Origin of the sequence: uncultured Shewanella sp. (genome assembly GCF_947501225.1) — a bacterium.
Lineage (GTDB): Bacteria > Pseudomonadota > Gammaproteobacteria > Enterobacterales > Shewanellaceae > Shewanella.
The window spans coordinates 1-16,691 of the sequence record NZ_CANMUW010000021.1 but is presented as its reverse complement, the minus strand read 5'-3'; the positions used below and the strand labels follow the sequence as shown (position 1 = coordinate 16,691).

The 16,691-nt window shown below is 49.7% G+C and carries 11 protein-coding genes; 6 read left to right on the top strand and 5 right to left on the bottom strand.

Features of this window, described 5'->3' with window-relative positions; genetic code table 11:
- Nucleotides 1–135 precede the first annotated feature (135 nt).
- Together plsB and mtr are read left to right on the top strand one after the other, a co-directional pair.
- Nucleotides 136–2,559, top strand: coding sequence for a glycerol-3-phosphate 1-O-acyltransferase PlsB (plsB, locus tag Q1B47_RS19740; protein WP_299797738.1), 2,424 nt, complete (start codon nt 136–138; stop codon nt 2,557–2,559).
- Nucleotides 2,559–3,815, top strand: coding sequence for a tryptophan permease (mtr, locus tag Q1B47_RS19735; protein WP_299797735.1), 1,257 nt, complete (start codon nt 2,559–2,561; stop codon nt 3,813–3,815). Before plsB ends, mtr begins: the two co-directional genes overlap by 1 nt.
- 73 nt (nt 3,816–3,888) lie before the next feature.
- On the opposite strand, the gene Q1B47_RS19730 is transcribed toward mtr, so the two are convergent.
- Complete coding sequence (locus tag Q1B47_RS19730; RefSeq protein WP_299797732.1) at nt 3,889–4,869, bottom strand: AraC family transcriptional regulator; 981 nt, start codon at nt 4,867–4,869, stop codon at nt 3,889–3,891.
- Between the two features lie 175 nt (nt 4,870–5,044).
- Here Q1B47_RS19730 and Q1B47_RS19725 point away from each other — a divergent pair, with 175 nt between their 5' ends.
- Both Q1B47_RS19725 and Q1B47_RS19720 read left to right on the top strand, forming a co-directional pair.
- Entirely contained in the window at nt 5,045–5,380 is a 336-nt protein-coding gene (locus tag Q1B47_RS19725; protein ID WP_299797728.1) for an MFS transporter, read from the top strand.
- Entirely contained in the window at nt 5,373–6,596 is a 1,224-nt protein-coding gene (locus Q1B47_RS19720; RefSeq protein ID WP_299797725.1) for a biotin/lipoyl-binding protein, read from the top strand. Before Q1B47_RS19725 ends, Q1B47_RS19720 begins: the two co-directional genes overlap by 8 nt.
- Before the next feature lie 63 nt (nt 6,597–6,659).
- Here Q1B47_RS19720 and Q1B47_RS19715 read toward each other — a convergent pair whose 3' ends face one another.
- Both Q1B47_RS19715 and Q1B47_RS19710 read right to left on the bottom strand, forming a co-directional pair.
- Entirely contained in the window at nt 6,660–7,709 is a 1,050-nt protein-coding gene (locus Q1B47_RS19715) for a GGDEF domain-containing protein (RefSeq protein WP_366873924.1), read from the bottom strand.
- Nucleotides 7,710–8,098: 389 nt separating this feature from the next.
- Nucleotides 8,099–8,512: a globin family protein gene (locus Q1B47_RS19710; RefSeq protein ID WP_299797720.1), complete on the bottom strand. Its 414-nt coding sequence runs from the start codon at nt 8,510–8,512 to the stop codon at nt 8,099–8,101.
- Nucleotides 8,513–8,729: 217 nt separating this feature from the next.
- Between Q1B47_RS19710 and Q1B47_RS19705 the strand changes: the two genes are divergently transcribed.
- Both Q1B47_RS19705 and Q1B47_RS19700 read left to right on the top strand, forming a co-directional pair.
- Nucleotides 8,730–9,518 (top strand): VOC family protein, encoded by a 789-nt coding sequence (locus tag Q1B47_RS19705; protein WP_299797718.1) that lies wholly within the window; start codon nt 8,730–8,732, stop codon nt 9,516–9,518.
- Between the two features lie 137 nt (nt 9,519–9,655).
- On the top strand, nt 9,656–11,689 hold the full coding sequence (locus Q1B47_RS19700; RefSeq protein WP_299797716.1) for a methyl-accepting chemotaxis protein: 2,034 nt from the start codon (nt 9,656–9,658) through the stop codon (nt 11,687–11,689).
- Between the two features lie 101 nt (nt 11,690–11,790).
- Here the strand turns inward: Q1B47_RS19700 and Q1B47_RS19695 are convergent, their stop codons facing one another.
- Entirely contained in the window at nt 11,791–14,928 is a 3,138-nt protein-coding gene (locus Q1B47_RS19695; protein WP_299797713.1) for a CusA/CzcA family heavy metal efflux RND transporter, read from the bottom strand.
- A 95-nt stretch (nt 14,929–15,023) separates the two neighbouring features.
- Nucleotides 15,024–16,643, bottom strand: a complete 1,620-nt coding sequence (locus tag Q1B47_RS19690) for an efflux RND transporter periplasmic adaptor subunit (protein WP_299797868.1) — start codon at nt 16,641–16,643, stop codon at nt 15,024–15,026.
- Nucleotides 16,644–16,691: the final 48 nt, after the last annotated feature.

Here is a 16,691-nt window from a genome sequence, read left to right as displayed (position 1 = left end):
TTCCATACAGTAACTGTTAGTATATACAGTATTTCTTTCAGCGCAAGTATTAACCAAATTTTAAGGTGTTGGGTATCCCAGTTGATTTTCTGGTATTCTATGCAGTAATCAACATGGCTCACATTACATAAGAAAATGTCCAAACAAGACTCTCTTTGGTTTAAATCATTACGCTGGTTACAGAACAAGCTGGTACACACGATTGTGGTACCCCATGAACCTTTCAAAGATCTCAATTTAGATCCGGATAAACCTCTCGCTTATGTGATGAAAACTGAGTCTGTCAGTGATATCGCAGCCTTAAGCGAAATCACAGCAGGCTTAGGCCTTCCCAGTCCCTACGAACCGCTCGAAGTCGGTGGTAAATCCACCCCCAGGGTCGTTTGTCTGGAGGGGGCTAAGCCCCTTATGGGAAAGAGGGAGAGCAATCAGTTCTTCCTGAATAGCTTTATGAGTCTGCTGAAGATCCATAAAGAGCGTCCCGAGCTCGATATTCAGCTTGTTCCGGTTAGTCTTTATTGGGGCAGAACGCCTGGTAAAGAGGATGACACCATGAAGGCCGCTGTGCTTGAACGTGAAAATCCTACCTGGCTAAGAAAATGCCTGATGATCCTCTTCCTGGGGCGGCATAACTTTGTCCAGTTTTCAAATGCCGTTTCATTGCGTTACATGGCCGATGAACATGGAACCGATCAGCGTATTGCACAAAAACTGGCTCGTGTGGCCAGGGTGCACTTCAGTCGTCAACGTAAGGTGATGACCGGCCCCGTTCTGCCAAAGCGCCAGGCGTTGTTTCATGCTCTCATTAACTCTGAGACCCTGAAGAGGGCGATCCAGGAGGAAGCGGCGAGTAAGAAGATCACTGAGGTCGAAGCCAGAGCTAAAGCGATGGAGTACCTCGATGAGATCGCAGCAGATTATTCAGACAGCCTGGTTCGCATTGCCGAGCGCTTTCTGACCTGGTTGTGGAATAAACTCTATAAAGGCATCAACATTAAAGGTGCGGAAGAAGTTCGACAGCTGCACCATGACGGACATGAGATCATCTATGTTCCATGCCATCGTAGTCATATGGATTACCTGTTGCTTTCCTATATTCTCTATTATCAGGGAATGGTTCCACCGCATATCGCTGCGGGTATTAATCTTAACTTCTGGCCAGCAGGTCCCATGTTCCGCAGGGGAGGTGCCTTCTTTATCCGTCGCAGTTTCAGGGGAAATAAGCTCTACACCGCCGTATTCCGCGAATATTTAGATCAACTCTTCACTAAAGGTTATTCGGTTGAGTACTTCACCGAGGGGGGGCGTTCGCGTACCGGAAGATTACTCGCGCCTAAGACGGGCATGTTGGCCATGACCCTAAATAGTGTCCTGCGTGGCATGGAGCGCCCTGTGACTCTGGTTCCTGTCTATCTCGGTTACGATCATGTAATGGAGGTGGCGACATATCATAAGGAATTGAGTGGAAAGAAGAAAAAGAAAGAGTCGGTTTGGCAGGTTTTCGGTGCCCTGCGTAAGTTAGGTAACTTTGGTCAGGGCTATGTGAACTTCGGTAAGCCCATCACGCTGCATAGTTTCCTAAATGAGCAGAAGCCCGATTGGAAAGAGGAGCTCGCTAACGAGCCGGAACAGAAACCAAAGTGGTTGACGCCTATGGTGAATAACCTGGCAAATCGGGTTATGACCAATATTAACGATGCCGCGGCGGTGAGCTCTGTGACCCTGACCAGCCTGGTATTGCTGGCTTCGGAGCAAAATGCTCTGGAACGAGCCCAGTTGGAGAAGCAGCTGGATCTCTATCTGAAGTTGCTCAAGGACCTACCTTACACCTCCTATACATCCGTGGTTGAAGGCGATGGTAAGTCATTGGTTAAGCAGGGGTTGGAGCTTAAGAAGATCAAGTTGGACAGCGATCCGCTGGGAGACATCATCTCGATCGATGATAGCATCGCCGTCGCTATGACCTACTATCGTAATAACATCATTCATCTGATGGTCATCCCCTCTCTGGTTGCCAGCTGCCTGACTCAGCATGAGCATATCTCCAGAGGCGAAATTATCGATATCATCAAAGATTTTTATCCTCTGCTTCAAGCCGAGCTATTTATGGGGATTGAAGATACGGACAAGGTTGTCGAGCAGATCCTGGATCTCTTTATCGCTCAGGGGCTGGTTACAGAGGGCGAGGGTTTCAGCATAGTTGAGACAGAGGTCAATCAGCTGGTACTACTCGCAGGCACTGTCGGGGAAACCTTGCAGCGTTACGCGATTATCTTCAACCTGTTGGCTGTTTGTCCCAAGATGGAGCGTTCAGATCTTGAGCGTGAAAGCCACAAGTTGGCTCAGAGGTTGGGAGCCCTGCACGGCATTACAGCGCCCGAGTTTTATGATAAGAAACTCTATGGTGCACTCAGCGTGAAGTTGAAGGAGCTGGGGTACCTGTGTGATAGCAGCAATCAAGTTGATGTTCAAAGAATTCGGGAACGTGCCAATGGATTGCTTCGCTCCTCTGTCAGGCAGACGATTGTTGATAGCGTGACCTCGGAGCATAAAGTTTAATGGCTAATCACATGAACGCTGTTAAAGATGGAGCAGCGAATAAATCTCTACTCGGTGGAGCCATGATTATTGCCGGTACGGCCGTGGGAGCGGGGATGTTCTCGCTACCTGTTGTGGGTGCCGGAATGTGGTTTAGCTACTCACTTGTGATGATGTTAGGTGTTTGGTTTTGTATGTTAGTGTCGGGGTTATTGCTACTCGAGACCAACCTGCATTTCGAACCCGGTGATAGTTTTGATACCCTGACGCGGGAGACCTTAGGTAATTTTTGGCGAATCGTGAATGGATTATCTATCGCATTTGTACTCTATATTCTGGCCTATGCCTATATCAGCGGCGGCGGTTCTATCGTTAACCATAGCCTGGAAGCGGCAGGAGTCGAGCTGCCACAGAGCCTTGCCGGTCTGATATTTGCGCTTGGACTCGCCTTTATCGTATTTATCAGCACTAAGGCTGTAGATAGGATCACAACGGTTATGCTCGGTGGCATGATTATCACCTTCTTCCTCGCCGTGGGTAACCTATTGATTGAGGTTGAGACCGTCAAGCTCTTTGTACCCGATGGAGAGAGTCGTTATCTCCCCTTTATGTTGGCCGCGATCCCCTTTGGATTGGTGAGCTTCGGTTATCACGGCAATGTACCCAGCCTGGTTAAATACTATGGTAAAGATGCCGGCACCATTATAAAGGCGATAGTTACCGGTACTCTTATAGCCTTCGTCATCTACATCTGTTGGTTAGTGGCAACTATGGGAAATATCTCCCGAAGCGGCTTTGTCGATGTTATCGCCCAGGGCGGTAATATGGGAGTGCTGGTTGCTGCGTTATCCGACGTCATGAGTAGCGCATGGTTAACGACTATGCTGACCGCGTTCGCTAACCTTGCCGTGGCCTCCTCTTTTCTGGGAGTCACCTTAGGTTTATTTGACTATCTGGCTGATCTATTTGGTTTCGATGAAACCCGTAGCGGTCGCTTTAAAACGGCAGCAGTCACCTTTCTGCCGCCGACGGTGTTAGGCCTGCTGTTCCCCGATGGCTTCCTGATTGCGATCGGTTTCGCGGCTCTGGCTGCCACCATCTGGGCGGCAATTGTGCCGGCGATGATGGCCTATAATGCGAGAAAGCTCTACCCCGATAGTGACAGTTTTAAGGTGCCGGGGGGAACGTTTGTTATTGGCATCGTTATTCTGTTTGGTATCGTCACCGGAGCCTGTCATCTACTTGCTATGGCAGACCTGTTACCGGTTTTCGGCTAGTCGGTTAGAGCGAACTTTGTAAGAGCCCTCTATGAGGGCTTTTTTGTGTCTGTGATGATGTTGAAGTCGCAACCTATTTCGGCTTGTTTTGGTTGAGTTTGTCCAGGTATTGCTGCGGGGTACATTTTCTGAGTCGTTTAAAGGCCCGGCTGAAGCTTTGCTGGTTTGCATACCCCAGCAGAGGGCTGATCTCCGCTACACTTTTACCGTCTAACATATATTTGATGGCTTGATTGCTGTAGATGTAGCTGCAAAGTGCTGAAAACGTGAAGCCCTGTTGTTGTAGTCGCCTCTGCAGCTGTTGCTTAGAGATATTAAAGAGTTTGGCAATATCTTCTACCTTAGGCAGACCATAAAACCTTGCATAATTGACCATCTCAAAGAGTACCTTAGGCGTGTCGTGAGGCTGCGGCATATTGAGATACTTTTCAAACAGCGAACGCTTCATGGTCACCGGACTATTAGCCAACTGTGGTTCTATCAAGGGTTGCAGCATATCATCAATATCCAGCCAAATTTCCGTTTGGGCAGCATTCCAGCTCACAGGGCAGTTAAATAGCTGCTCAATCTCCTGCTGTGCGATAGTCGAGCCGCTGATATGCACCCGAATAGGGCGATAACTTTCACCTAAGAAGTGACGCAGCGCATTGAGCAGCATCATCGCGACTCTGAGAGAGTCGTAGCTTTTCTCCTGATTGAAGGCATAGGGGTTCTTGTAGCACCATTTCATTATTTTGCCTGAGAGGCTGACATAGTAACTGGCGCCGGACTGCAGGCTGACGATGCCATAGTTGATACGGCGTATGCTCATTGCCAGATCCGGGGTCGATAACAGGTCTATGCCATCGATATCGAGCCGGGCGAAGTTTAGCTGTTGCCCCAGCTTAGCCATATAAGCCGGATCTTGGGTTAAAAGAGAGAGCCGAGTTAACCATGCAGCAAACTCAGTGAACGGGATCAGGGCCATGGGCTCACTCATCAGGGTATCGGGAATCGAAAGGGCCCGGTGATTGAAGCCATAGACCTGTTCTACCCCATCAAAAATTGGCTTCACGTAGCAGACTCGGATAAAGGCAGTATTAAATTTCATCGACAATAATGGCGTTAGTTAATGAAGGCTAATTTAATCATTAATGGTTCATAATTGATACAACTGGACGTTAAGTCTTGTTCGTTATTGGATAAACGTCAAACTAACCCTCTTGTTTAAATTTAAGAGACCATTTTGCATGAGTTTACTCGGTATGCCGTTTGTCGATACTGGCGCGGACACAGCGCTGCATGTTGTGGCCTTGGTTGTCATGGTTGGCACAGTCACAGCGTTAGCCATAGGTTTTTGGAAGATCCATGAGTTACCTATCAATAAAGCCCATAGAGAGGAACATCATCAGATAGGGCTGATCACGGCGCTCACCTGGATCGGCTTTGTATGGCACTGGGTTTGGGTATTGGCTGTGTTTGTTGCCTTTATCGATGGTGAGAAGGCGCTGAGACGTCTTCGGGATATCTGGCACGAGTCTGGAGAGGGTCAGCAAGGTACCCCGGAGGAGAACAGCAATGCTTGAAGGTTTAGCAGTATGGGCATTATTTATCTATCTGCTTCGCATGGTAGGCATGCCGTGGAATAGATACAGCAAGAGTTTTGCCTATGTGGGTGGCGGAGGTTGGCTGCTGTTTGTCTGGGTCGGTCTGCTGAACTTTACCCCTATGGATCTCTCAGGTGGCTCATTGGTGCAGTCACCGCACATTCAGCTCAGACCGGCTTCGAGTCAAATCAAGGGGCAGGTGAAACAGATCTATGTTGAGCCTAACCAGAGGGTAGAGGCTGGTCAGCTGATCTATGAGCTCGATGATGAGACCTATCAGATTGCACTTAACAAGGCTCAGGTTGCCAAAGAGTCTGCCAAGGTTTCGTTGTCGGCAGCTAAAGAGGACGTGAAACTGGCAAATAAGGAGTATCAGACGGCGATAACCGATATCGAGATTGTCAAAAGCCAGTTAGCCGCAGCAAGCAAAGATCTGTTATGGAAACAGAAGACACTGGAAAGGTATATCGAGCAGAATCGGGTCGTGCCAAATACCATCACTGCGAGCCAAATGGATGAGCAGACGAACGGTATAGACCTGGCTAAAGCCAATGTTCATACCTACCGCTCACAAGTAGATAAGGCAGGTTTGGCTGAGCATAAGGCCAGACTCAATATTGAAAAGGCGGAGCTGGCAGTTAAGAGCAGTGAATCAAATTATATGAGCGAGGTGGCGAATGTGGCTCAGGCGCAATGGAACTTAGATAGCACTAAGGTCTATGCTCCGGCCGATGGCTATCTGACTAACTATATTATGCGAGAGGGGCAGTTTGTCGGCTTAGTGCCCCGCATACAGATGTATACCGATGAAAAGTATGTGTTGATGCGAGTCAATCATCAGGCTATACGTAACGTCAAGGTCGGTCAAAATGCCGAGTTTGCATCGGCAGTCTATCCGGGCAAGGTGTTTAATGCCGAGGTAGAGGGGATCATAGAGGCGACGGGAGAGGCGCAGGGTAGTCTGTTTGCCCGTGATGATAATGTGCGTCAGACGACCGGACAGAATCTGAATAATAAGCATCATTTTGTGCGTCTGAAGTTAAATGAAACCGGGGATTATGATATCCCGGTTGGTTCGGTTGGATTGGCGTGGATCTCAGGTGAGAAACCTGTCTCTTTTCTCGCATTTCTGGATGTGATTCGAGGGATCATCATCAGGATGAAGTCGCAAATCTATTACTTCTATTCCATTTAACTTGGTATTAGTCGTCCCGGCATGGTCGATATCATTCCGGGGCGACATTATTTCAAATAAAGGCTAAGTGCAGACCTGGTTACGTCCTTTCTTCTTGGCTCTGTAGAGGGCCTCATCGGCTCTCTTCATCGTCTGCTCGAAGGTGTCGCCTCCCAGCCTCTCGGCGACGCCGATGGAGATGGTTACACTTACGGTTTTTTTGCTGGCTTTCCCGGCGGTATTCCGCTTGGCTTTGCTGCTGCGTTTACGCTTGTCATCCCGTAAAACTATCCGGTACTCCTCGATAGACTCTCTGACCTCTTCGAGGTGTTCGATAACCGAGTCGGTATCTTTTCGGGAGAATACTATGGTGAACTCTTCTCCGCCATACCTGAAGACCTTGCCGCCACCGGACACTCGTGCCAGCTTAGCGGCAACGAGCTTTAATACTTGATCGCCCACATCATGACCATAAGTGTCATTAAACTTCTTAAAGTGATCGATATCGAGCATGGCGACACTGTACCTTCTGCCGAGGGAAAGCACTAAGTTATAGAGTGCTCGTCTCGATGCGAGTCCGGTGAGTTCATCGCGATAAGCGAGGAAGTAGGAGTCGATTAAGATAGTAAACAGGTAGATGACCGCTAGTGCAGACAGGAGCACGGATAGCGGAAGATGGCCAGGGAATATGTGATGAAATATCCAGATGGCGAAGGTGATGAGAATCGAGGTATTGACCAGGTTCGTTTGCCATATGGTGCGCGTCAAAATGAGGACTCCACTGAGATAGGCAGGCATAAGGGCTTGCATCTGAGGTGACACAGTCAATGGCAGTTTTGCGTTAATCTGAGCTTGAAAATGTTCAACTCCCCATAACCAGCCGTAAGCCATGGCAAAACAGAGACAGATAGCAAAAAGCCTGATCAGGCTATGTGGAGAGAGTAGCCCCCTGTCTTTGAAGAGGGAAAAGCAGGTAATGATCAATGTTCCCGTTAGAAAGATCCCCTGGGTGTTCAGTTGGAGGCTCGCGGGGAGGAACGGGTGTTGACTGTTAGTGTAAAACAGCAGCAGAAGCGTGGCCAGGTAGGCCAAACGGCTGCGGTTAAATTGAAGTGCAAGGGCGATTGCTGTCATGAGTAACCAAAATGGAAGCTCATTGATGTTTCCCTGCCAAACTTGCCAGCTAGTCTGGGTAGATTGAAGCAAGCCTAATGAGAAAGCCGTGGCTAAAAGGGGAAGGAAAAAATAGCGACATCTGTGATAAAAAGCAGACAAAACAAACCTCAATAATGACTTTAGCTTATGCAAGTATCCACAATCAGGCTCGACCTTTATTGAATTTCTAGTGCGAGCTAAGCCTTTTAGTTATCCCCAAGCCACTTCAAAATGCTCGTTTCAGAGCTACAGACTCCTGCATTTTTGAGGTCGTTTGGCTATATAGGACAGAGATATAAGACGACATATTTCCCCTATATATAAAGCAGTATATGGAGTTTATTTTGTTTTTAATAGCAGTTTGATTATTACTCAGTGATCTCTGGCTTCATCGTGTCGGCAACCAGGTGAATGACCGTGATCCACGCCTGTCTTACCTCCTCTGTATAGGCTTCTCCCAAACCGGTTTTCAAGGTGAAGAGTAATGCGTTTCCCACCGGAGTGAAGTGGCTTCTTTTGGTGCCGTAGCCATTGTGCCTCTGCGCTAACTGTTTCAGAGCAGGTACTAAAGCATCCAGGTCGTTTAATCCATCTACGGCTGCCTTTAACATTGCCATCAGCTTACGTCCCTGCAGTTTTATATTGCTTTTGAAAAGTGGTTTGAGTGAGGGATCTATTTTAAAAAGTGCCCCATAAAAAATGTCGGCTGCCTGATCGGCTATGGGCTCGACCAGGGAAAATGAGTGTTGCACTAAAAGGATCTGTTTTTGAGTCAATGACATAGGTTCTCCTTGATATCGCGCTCTTCATCCTGAGGTACTACAGCTATCAATTTTCTGCGGGGCGACTATGGCTTGGACGACTGTTTATCCACTTTAGCGGGCAGAAGGAGTAACTATAATTGCATCTAGCATAGACAGAAATCATAAAACAAGCTTAACTAAATTCAGTTAGATGCGAACATCTGTTGTTTCTATTCATCAGCCAAAGGTGCTGTTTATGAAAGTCGAACGATATGCCCAAGGCCTCCCTTGTTGGGTGGAACTCGCCAGTCACGATGCAAATGCGGGGAAGCAATTTTATAGTGAATTGTTAGGTTGGAGTCTGCAGGATATGCCAATTCCCGATGGGGTATATACCATGTTCAACCTGGTACTCGGGGAAGAAAGTGATGAGATAGGTGCTGCTTATCAGATGCCGGCAGAGATGAGTGAGCAGGGGATACCGACTAACTGGACCGTCTATTTTGCCGTCGATAGCGTCGATGCCACCATAGCGTTAGCCAGGTCCAATGGCGGGGAGTTGTTGCTTGGGCCACATGATGTCGGTACGGCGGGGAGAATGGCATTACTCAGAGATCCACAAGGGGCAAAATTTGCGATATGGCAGGCGGGTGAGCATATCGGCGCGAGGAGAAGGGGTGAGAGCGGCACACTTTGTTGGGTAGAGTTAGCCTGCCGGAATACCGGACTTGCAAAACAGTTTTATCCAAAAATATTAGACTGGAAAGTTCAACCCGGCGATATACCGGGTTTTGAATATACAGAGTGGTTAGTGGATGGAGAGCCTTTTGGTGGCATGATGGAGATGACTGAGGAGTGGGGGGATATCGATCCTCATTGGATGCTCTACTTCACCGTGGCCGACTGTGACGAGACTGTGGTAAAGGCGACCAAGATCGGAGGTAAGATCTGTGTTCCTCCCACCAACATTCCAAAAGTGGGTCGTTTTGCCGTTATCAAGGATCCTCAGGGAGGTGTTTTCTCTGTGATTGCCCTTAACACGTGAAAAGCTTAATTGCCCCGGCGTATTGAAGGGGAGAAATTGCGCTAAACTTAAATTCAGTTGCTTACTAAAGAGTCTGAACTCAGGTTGAGTAGTGCCGTTCAGGCTTTGGATTGAGTGCGTTTTAATTAGGCTTGTCTATGATGAATTTTCAGTTTAGCATTCGGCAAAAAATCACTTTCGGCTTTAGTGCCATCGGCGTGCTCCTTATAGCAGGTAGCAGCTTCTTTTATTACTCTCTCAGCAGGATCAACATTGCAAATCAAGATGTTGAGACTTTGGCCGTTCCGGTGCTAAAACAAAGTCATGCCCTGCAGTTAACACTCCTGAAGATGGTCAAGCTGCTTGCCGTAGCTAATACTCTCAAGACTCGACCAGAGCTGAACCGCAGTCAGAACCAATTTAGCCAGCTGCAAGCTAACTATGATGCGGATCTGTCCAGGCTTAAGGGCAAGGTCTTAGATCAGAGCAAGATGCTCAAGTCTCTGGAGTTGGCGGAGGTGGAGTTTCGACAATTTCTTGAGGAGAGTAATAAACTGTTTGAAGCTAAGCTGTCCATTATCGAGGCTGCCGTCAGATTTCAGGAGCGCTACCAGGAGTTTGAGAGTAATCGCTTCGAAGCGAGTAATCTGATGTTGGATCTGGAGCTTATTTCGGCTCCACAAGAGGCGCGTTTACTGGAGGAGGTGATCGGTACCGGCACCCGTATTGACGATATGCTGTTCACCATGGGCAACACCATGTCCGGCCTGACCCGGGTCGATATGGCGGAAGGTGTGACGGCCCATCAGGAAGATATCGGTTTCTTAATGAGTAACCTGACAACCAACTTCGACTTTTTAAGAAGACAAGCCGAACCTCTGAACATTCAAGCCACCATGGATGCGTTTTCCCAGAAAATTGACCGGTTGAAACACTACCTGCTGCAACCGGGAGAGCTGTACCTGTTGCAGCACCGCATTATAGCCCAGGACGCCCTGGCGCAGGAGACTTACGCTAAGGCGGAGATGAGTTTCACGGCCAGTTACGAGCAACTCGATCTACTGGCAAATCTAGCCGACCAACGGCTGGTTCAACTGCAGGCAACGGCGAAGGAGAAGATCTCCGCCGGTGAAACGTTAGCCGTTATACTCGCAATGGTGTTTGTATTGATGGCGAGCTTCATCTCAATCGTTACCTCAAGAGCCATGTTGGGTCCCCTTCAGTCGGTGAATCAGGCACTGGCGCGTATTGCCGATGGGGATCTGTCTCAACGTATCACCAAAAAGACGGATGATGAGTTTGGAACCTTGACCGATAACATTAACAAGCTGTCGCAGGATCTGACTCAGCTGCTCAATGAGATTAGTGAGAATGCGCACTCTCTGGATGGCTCGGCTTTAGCGTCAAATCAACAGAGCCAGCGTATTGCATCTGTCGCCGCCGAACAGATCGAGCGGGTGGAAAGCGTCAGGGTTAGAGCGGAGCAGCTGTTCTCGAGTTCGACAGTGGTAAAAAATGAGGCCGACACGACCGCCGATAATGTGACTCAGGCATCGGTGAGTAGCCGTGAAATTAAGGGAATAGCGGCTACTAACAGCGAAACGATTCAAAGTCTGTCTAATGGACTCAGTGAGTCGGTGGAGGTGATGTCCAGGTTGAGTCATCACAGCAAAAATATCGGTGGGATCTTAGATACGATTGTCGGGATTGCCGAGCAGACCAATCTGCTTGCTCTGAACGCGGCCATTGAGTCGGCCAGAGCGGGCGAACATGGCAGAGGTTTTGCGGTGGTAGCCGATGAGGTGAGAACTCTGGCCATGCGTACACAGGAGTCTGCCGCAGAGATACAGACCACGATCACTGCACTGCAGCAGGAAACCGAATCGGTTGCCGACTCTATCTCTGTTGGACAGTCTACAGCGGCACAGTGCGTCATCCAGAGCCGGGAGCTGAGGGCAGCGATCGAACATATGGATACCTCTCTGAGTACGATTGAGCAGATGAGTAAACATATTGCCCAGGTCGCAGATGATCAGTTAGCCGATAGCCAGAATATCGAGGTCAGTATGGGGGAAACCCTCAATACTGCTAATCAGAATGCCCGGGAGGCGAGCGGGGTGGCCGAACGCAGTGCAGAGGTTAATGAGCTGGCACGTTCCCTCACACGCAGTGTAAAGCGATTTCGTTTATGAGTGAGAGGTAATTTGTTAGATAAGAAAAGCACAGCCCGGTAATGGGCTGTGTTTTTCTACTCAATCAACATCTTTATCGACTGGCGTAATAGTGGTTGATGTTACTGTGTGGAGTTTAGCTTTCTACCGTAAATCAGCAGGTACAGAGCCGGCAGCACGAAAAGAGATAACAGGGGCGCGGTGATCATGCCGCCTATCATAGGTGCGGCAATCTTCTGCATCACATCATTGCCCGAGCCCGCTCCCCACATGATGGGCAGGAGTCCGAAGAAGATGGTGGCGACGGTCATGGCTTTGGGGCGAATGCGCATGACAGCACCTTCGATCAAGGCCTCCTTCAGATCTATGACTGACTCATAGCCGCCCGTCTCCTTCCTGTGCTTGATGGCATTATTCAGGTAGACCAACATCACCACCCCGAACTCTGCCGCAACCCCGGCCAGCGCAATCATACCCACAGCGACGGCAACGGACATGTTGTACTCCAGGGCGTAGAGCAGCCAAGTGCTGCCAACCAAGGCAAACGGCAGGCTGAGCATGATGATCCCTGCCTGTAGTGTCGAGCCGAAGGTCATCATAAGTAGAATGAAGATAACGCCGAGTGCCATAGGTATCACCTTTTTCAGTTTGGCGTCGACTCTCTGCATATACTCATATTGGCCAGCGAAACCATAGCTATATCTGGGAGGTACGGTGAGTTCGCTATCCAGAGCCTGCTTGGCCTCATCGATATACTCGCCAATCGAGGTGCCCTCAATATCCACAAATACCCAGGATATCAGGCGTCCGTTTTCACTCTTGAGCATAGGAGCCCCATCGGTGATCTCTATATCGGCTAAGTTACGCAGTGGCAGATAGTGTCCCGTCTTGGTGATCACCGGGAGCTCCCTGAGCTTCTCGATATTATCCCTGAGCTCTCTGGGGTAGCGCAGGTTAATCGGATACCGCTCCGCGCCCTGTACCGACTCACCTATCTCCATGCCGCCGATGGCATAACGAACCACATCCTGTATGTCGGTGAGTGTCATGTCGTAGCGGGAAGCCACATCAAGCTTGGGCGTGATATCTACGTACCGCCCGCCGCCCACGCGTTCGGCATAGGCCGACTTGGTATTGGGCAGCTTACTGAGTATGCCTTCTATGTTGGTACCAATTTTCTGCAGCTCATCCACATCGGCCCCGGTTATCTTGATGCCAACCGGTGTCTTGATACCGGTAGAGAGCATATCGATGCGGGTCTTGATGGGTTGAACCCAGGCATTGGTCAGGCCGGGAACCTTTACCGTCTGTTGCAGCTGGTCGATAATATCTTGCAGCGTGACACCCTCCCGCCACTCATCTCTCGGATTCAACATTATGGTGGTTTCAAGCATTGTCAGCGGCGCCGGATCCGTAGCCGTTTCGGCCCTGCCGACCTTGCCGAATACCCGCTTGACTTCGGGTACCGTCTTAATCAGACGGTCGGTTTGCTGCAATATCTCTGCGGCCTTACTGGCACTGATCCCCGGCAGTGCGGTAGGCATATAGAGCAGATCGCCCTCCTCGAGCTCCGGCATAAACTCACTGCCTAAGTTATTGAGAGGATACCAGGCGCTGACCAGGGTGATGACGGCGACAAGAAGAGTGATTTTGGGAAATCTCAAAACCAGAGTCAGTGAGGGTTTGTAGATGGCGATCAATACCTTACTGATGGGGTTGCTGGTCTCCTTAGGGATCCTGCCTCGAATAAAGAAGCCCATAAGTATGGGGACTAAGGTTATTGAAAGCAGCGCCGCTGCGGCCATGGCAAAGGTCTTGGTATAGGCCAGCGGGCTGAATAATCGTCCCTCCTGGGCCTCAAGCGCAAAGACGGGTACGAAGCTTAAGGTAATGATTAACAGTGAGAAGAACAGCGCCGGGCCGACCTCGATGGAGGCCTCAGTGACTATCTTCCAATGCTCTCTATTGTTAGGCGGGCGCTGATACTCATCCTTGAATTGTTCGAGGTGTTTATGCATATTCTCGATCATGACGATGGCTCCGTCGACCACGGCTCCGATAGCGATGGCTATGCCGCCCAGGCTCATAATATTGGCATTGACTCCCATCTTGTTCATCACGATAAAGGCGATGAGAATAGACAGAGGTAAAGTGATCACGGCAACGAGCGTCGAGCGGGCATGCAGCAGGAAAAGCAGGCACACCAAACCGACGACAAACATCTCCTCTACGACCTTGTGGAGCAGGTTTTCGACCGAACTTTCAATCAGCTGAGATCTGTCGTAGGTCGGGATGATCTCTACCCCTTCAGGAAGCCCAGACTTAAGCTGCTCCAGCTTACTCTTTACCGCCTCGATAGTCGCTAATGCATTCTCGCCATAACGCATGACGATAATGCCACCGACCACTTCACCTTCGCCGTCGAGCTCGGCAATACCGCGACGGGATGCCGGCCCCTTGCGGATGGTTGCCACATCTTTAAGTAGCAGAGGCGTGCCGGATGGACTGGTTATTCCAAGGGGGATCTCCCTGAAATCGTCCAATGTCTGCCGGTAGCCTTTGGCCCGGACCATGTATTCGGCTTCGGCCATCTCGATAACCGAGCCACCGGCTTCGGTATTCGACTTGGCGATCGCACTCTTAATCGAGGCGATATCAAGTTGGTAGATGGCTAATTTGTCGGGCTCTATCACTATCTGATAGGTTTGCTCCATTCCACCGACCGTGGCCACTTCGGATACTCCGGCAACACTCTGGAGTTCCAGTTTCAGATACCAGTCTTGCAGACTTTTGAGTTGGGAGAGATCTAAATTACCGGATCTGTCCACTAAGGCATATTCGAAGATCCAACCAACTCCGGAGGCGTCAGGCCCCAGGGAGGGTTGGACACCTTGGGGTAAACGGCTGCTGACCTGGTTCAGGTACTCCAGTACCCGGGATCTGGCCCAATAGATGTCGGTACCATCTTCGAAGATGACATATACGTAAGAGTCACCGAAGAAGGAGTAGCCACGGACGGTCTTGGCACCGGGAACCGCGAGCATGGCAGTGGATAACGGGTAAGTCACCTGCTCCTCGACCAGTTTTGGTGCCTGTCCGGGGAATGGGGTTTTAATGATCACCTGCACATCGGAAAGATCCGGAAGGGCATCTAACGGAGTATTTCTCAGCTCCTGGACGCCCCATGCGGTGATCATTATCGTGATGATCAACACCATGAGACGCTGTTTGATTGAGGCCTCGATAATTTTCTTAAGCATTATCTACTCCTCCAATTATCCAAAGTTGCAAACACTGTCATGCCGCAGTTAGTAGAGGTTTTAGCTCTGATATTTGTAAGCATAAATCCTCCCCCTTAGTGCTGGTGGCCGCTGCTGAGGCGCATAAGGCTGCCCTTGAGGCTGGCCTCTGAATCGAGAAGAAACTGCCCCGAAGTTACCACGCGCTCACCCTCTTTCAGGCCCTCTTTGATCTCAGCTTTCCCCTGGCTGAGCATGCCTACCGTCACCTTACGGGCGGTGAAGCTGTTGTCTTCGAGCTTAACGATGACGCGGTTCTCTTTTCCTGTCTGAATCAGGGCCTCTTGGGGGATGACTAAGGTATCAGTGTTGGGACCACCAAATATATCGATCTTAGCCAGGGTATTGGGTCTTAGTTCGACATCGCTGTTTTGCACTACGATCCTGACCCTTAAACTACGGGTCACGGCATCGAGCTCCGGATAGATATAGTCAATCTGCCCCTCAATCCCCTTGAGACCCATCGCCGGTACCGAGACTTCAGCCTCCTGGCCTACCTCAAGCCAGCTCTGCTCATTTTCAAACACATCGGCTATAACCCAAACCTTGGACAGATCGACGACAGACATCACCTCTGTCGATGGTTGAATATACATGCCATCTCTTACCGAGAGCGCCTTTACTATACCGTCACTCTTGGCATAAAAAGGCACCCGATATTGTGTCTCCTTGGATTTCGCCAAAGCCTTTATCTGACTCTTGTTAAACCCGAGTAACTCCAGACGTAACCCGGCTTTTCTCACCAGGTCTTTATAGTTGGCATCGTTTCCTGAACGCTTGAAGGTATCCTGTGCTAGCAGGAAATCATCTTGGGCGTTGATTAGATCGGGCGAGTAGATCTCATAAAGCAGCTGCCCTTTGGTAATCTTGTCGCCGACAGATTTGATCGTTAGCTTCTCTATCCAGCCATTCACCCGGGCATGGATATGGTTTATCTGGCTCTCGTCATAATCTATCTGGCCAACGGTTTGAACAAACTTCCATAGTGTATCTTTCTCGGCTCTGGCGACCTTAAGTGCCAGTGCCTGCTGCATGCTGCCGGAAACATCTATCTGGATCTCCTGACTGCTGCCACCGACTTCAACCTTTTCCAGATTCATGCCGCAGATGGGGCATGTGTCCGGCACGTCGCTGATGATATGGGCATGCATAGGGCAGACATATTTTATTTTGGCACCATCATCGAAAAGGGCAGGCTTTGCACTGTCAAACACGGTATCAGCCTGGCTCCTTGACGCCTGGGGTTGATGTTTGTGAGCCGAATGATCATCGCCTGCAGTACTCATATCATGGGTTGAATGATCCTTGTGACCTTTCTCCTCTTCCTCCTCCTCAACGAGGAACATATTACAGATAGAGCAGCGACTTCCCGCCTCATGGCTGGTCTCTTGTGGATGCATAGGGCAGACATAGGTTTTCAGCCCGGCAACGGCCAGGTCTGAGTGCTGACCCTCTTCATCTGATTCTTCCTCAACGAGGAACATATTACAGATAGAGCAGCGACTTCCCGCCTCATGGCTGGTCTCTTGTGGATGCATAGGGCAGACATAGGTTTTCAGCCCGGCAACGGCCAGGTCTGAGTGCTGACCCTCTTCATCTGATTCTTCCTCAACGAGGAACATATTACAGATAGAGCAGCGACTTCCTGCCTCATGGCTGGTCTCTTGTGGATGCATAGGGCAGACATAGGTTTTCAGCCCGGCAACGGCCAGGTCTGAGTGCTG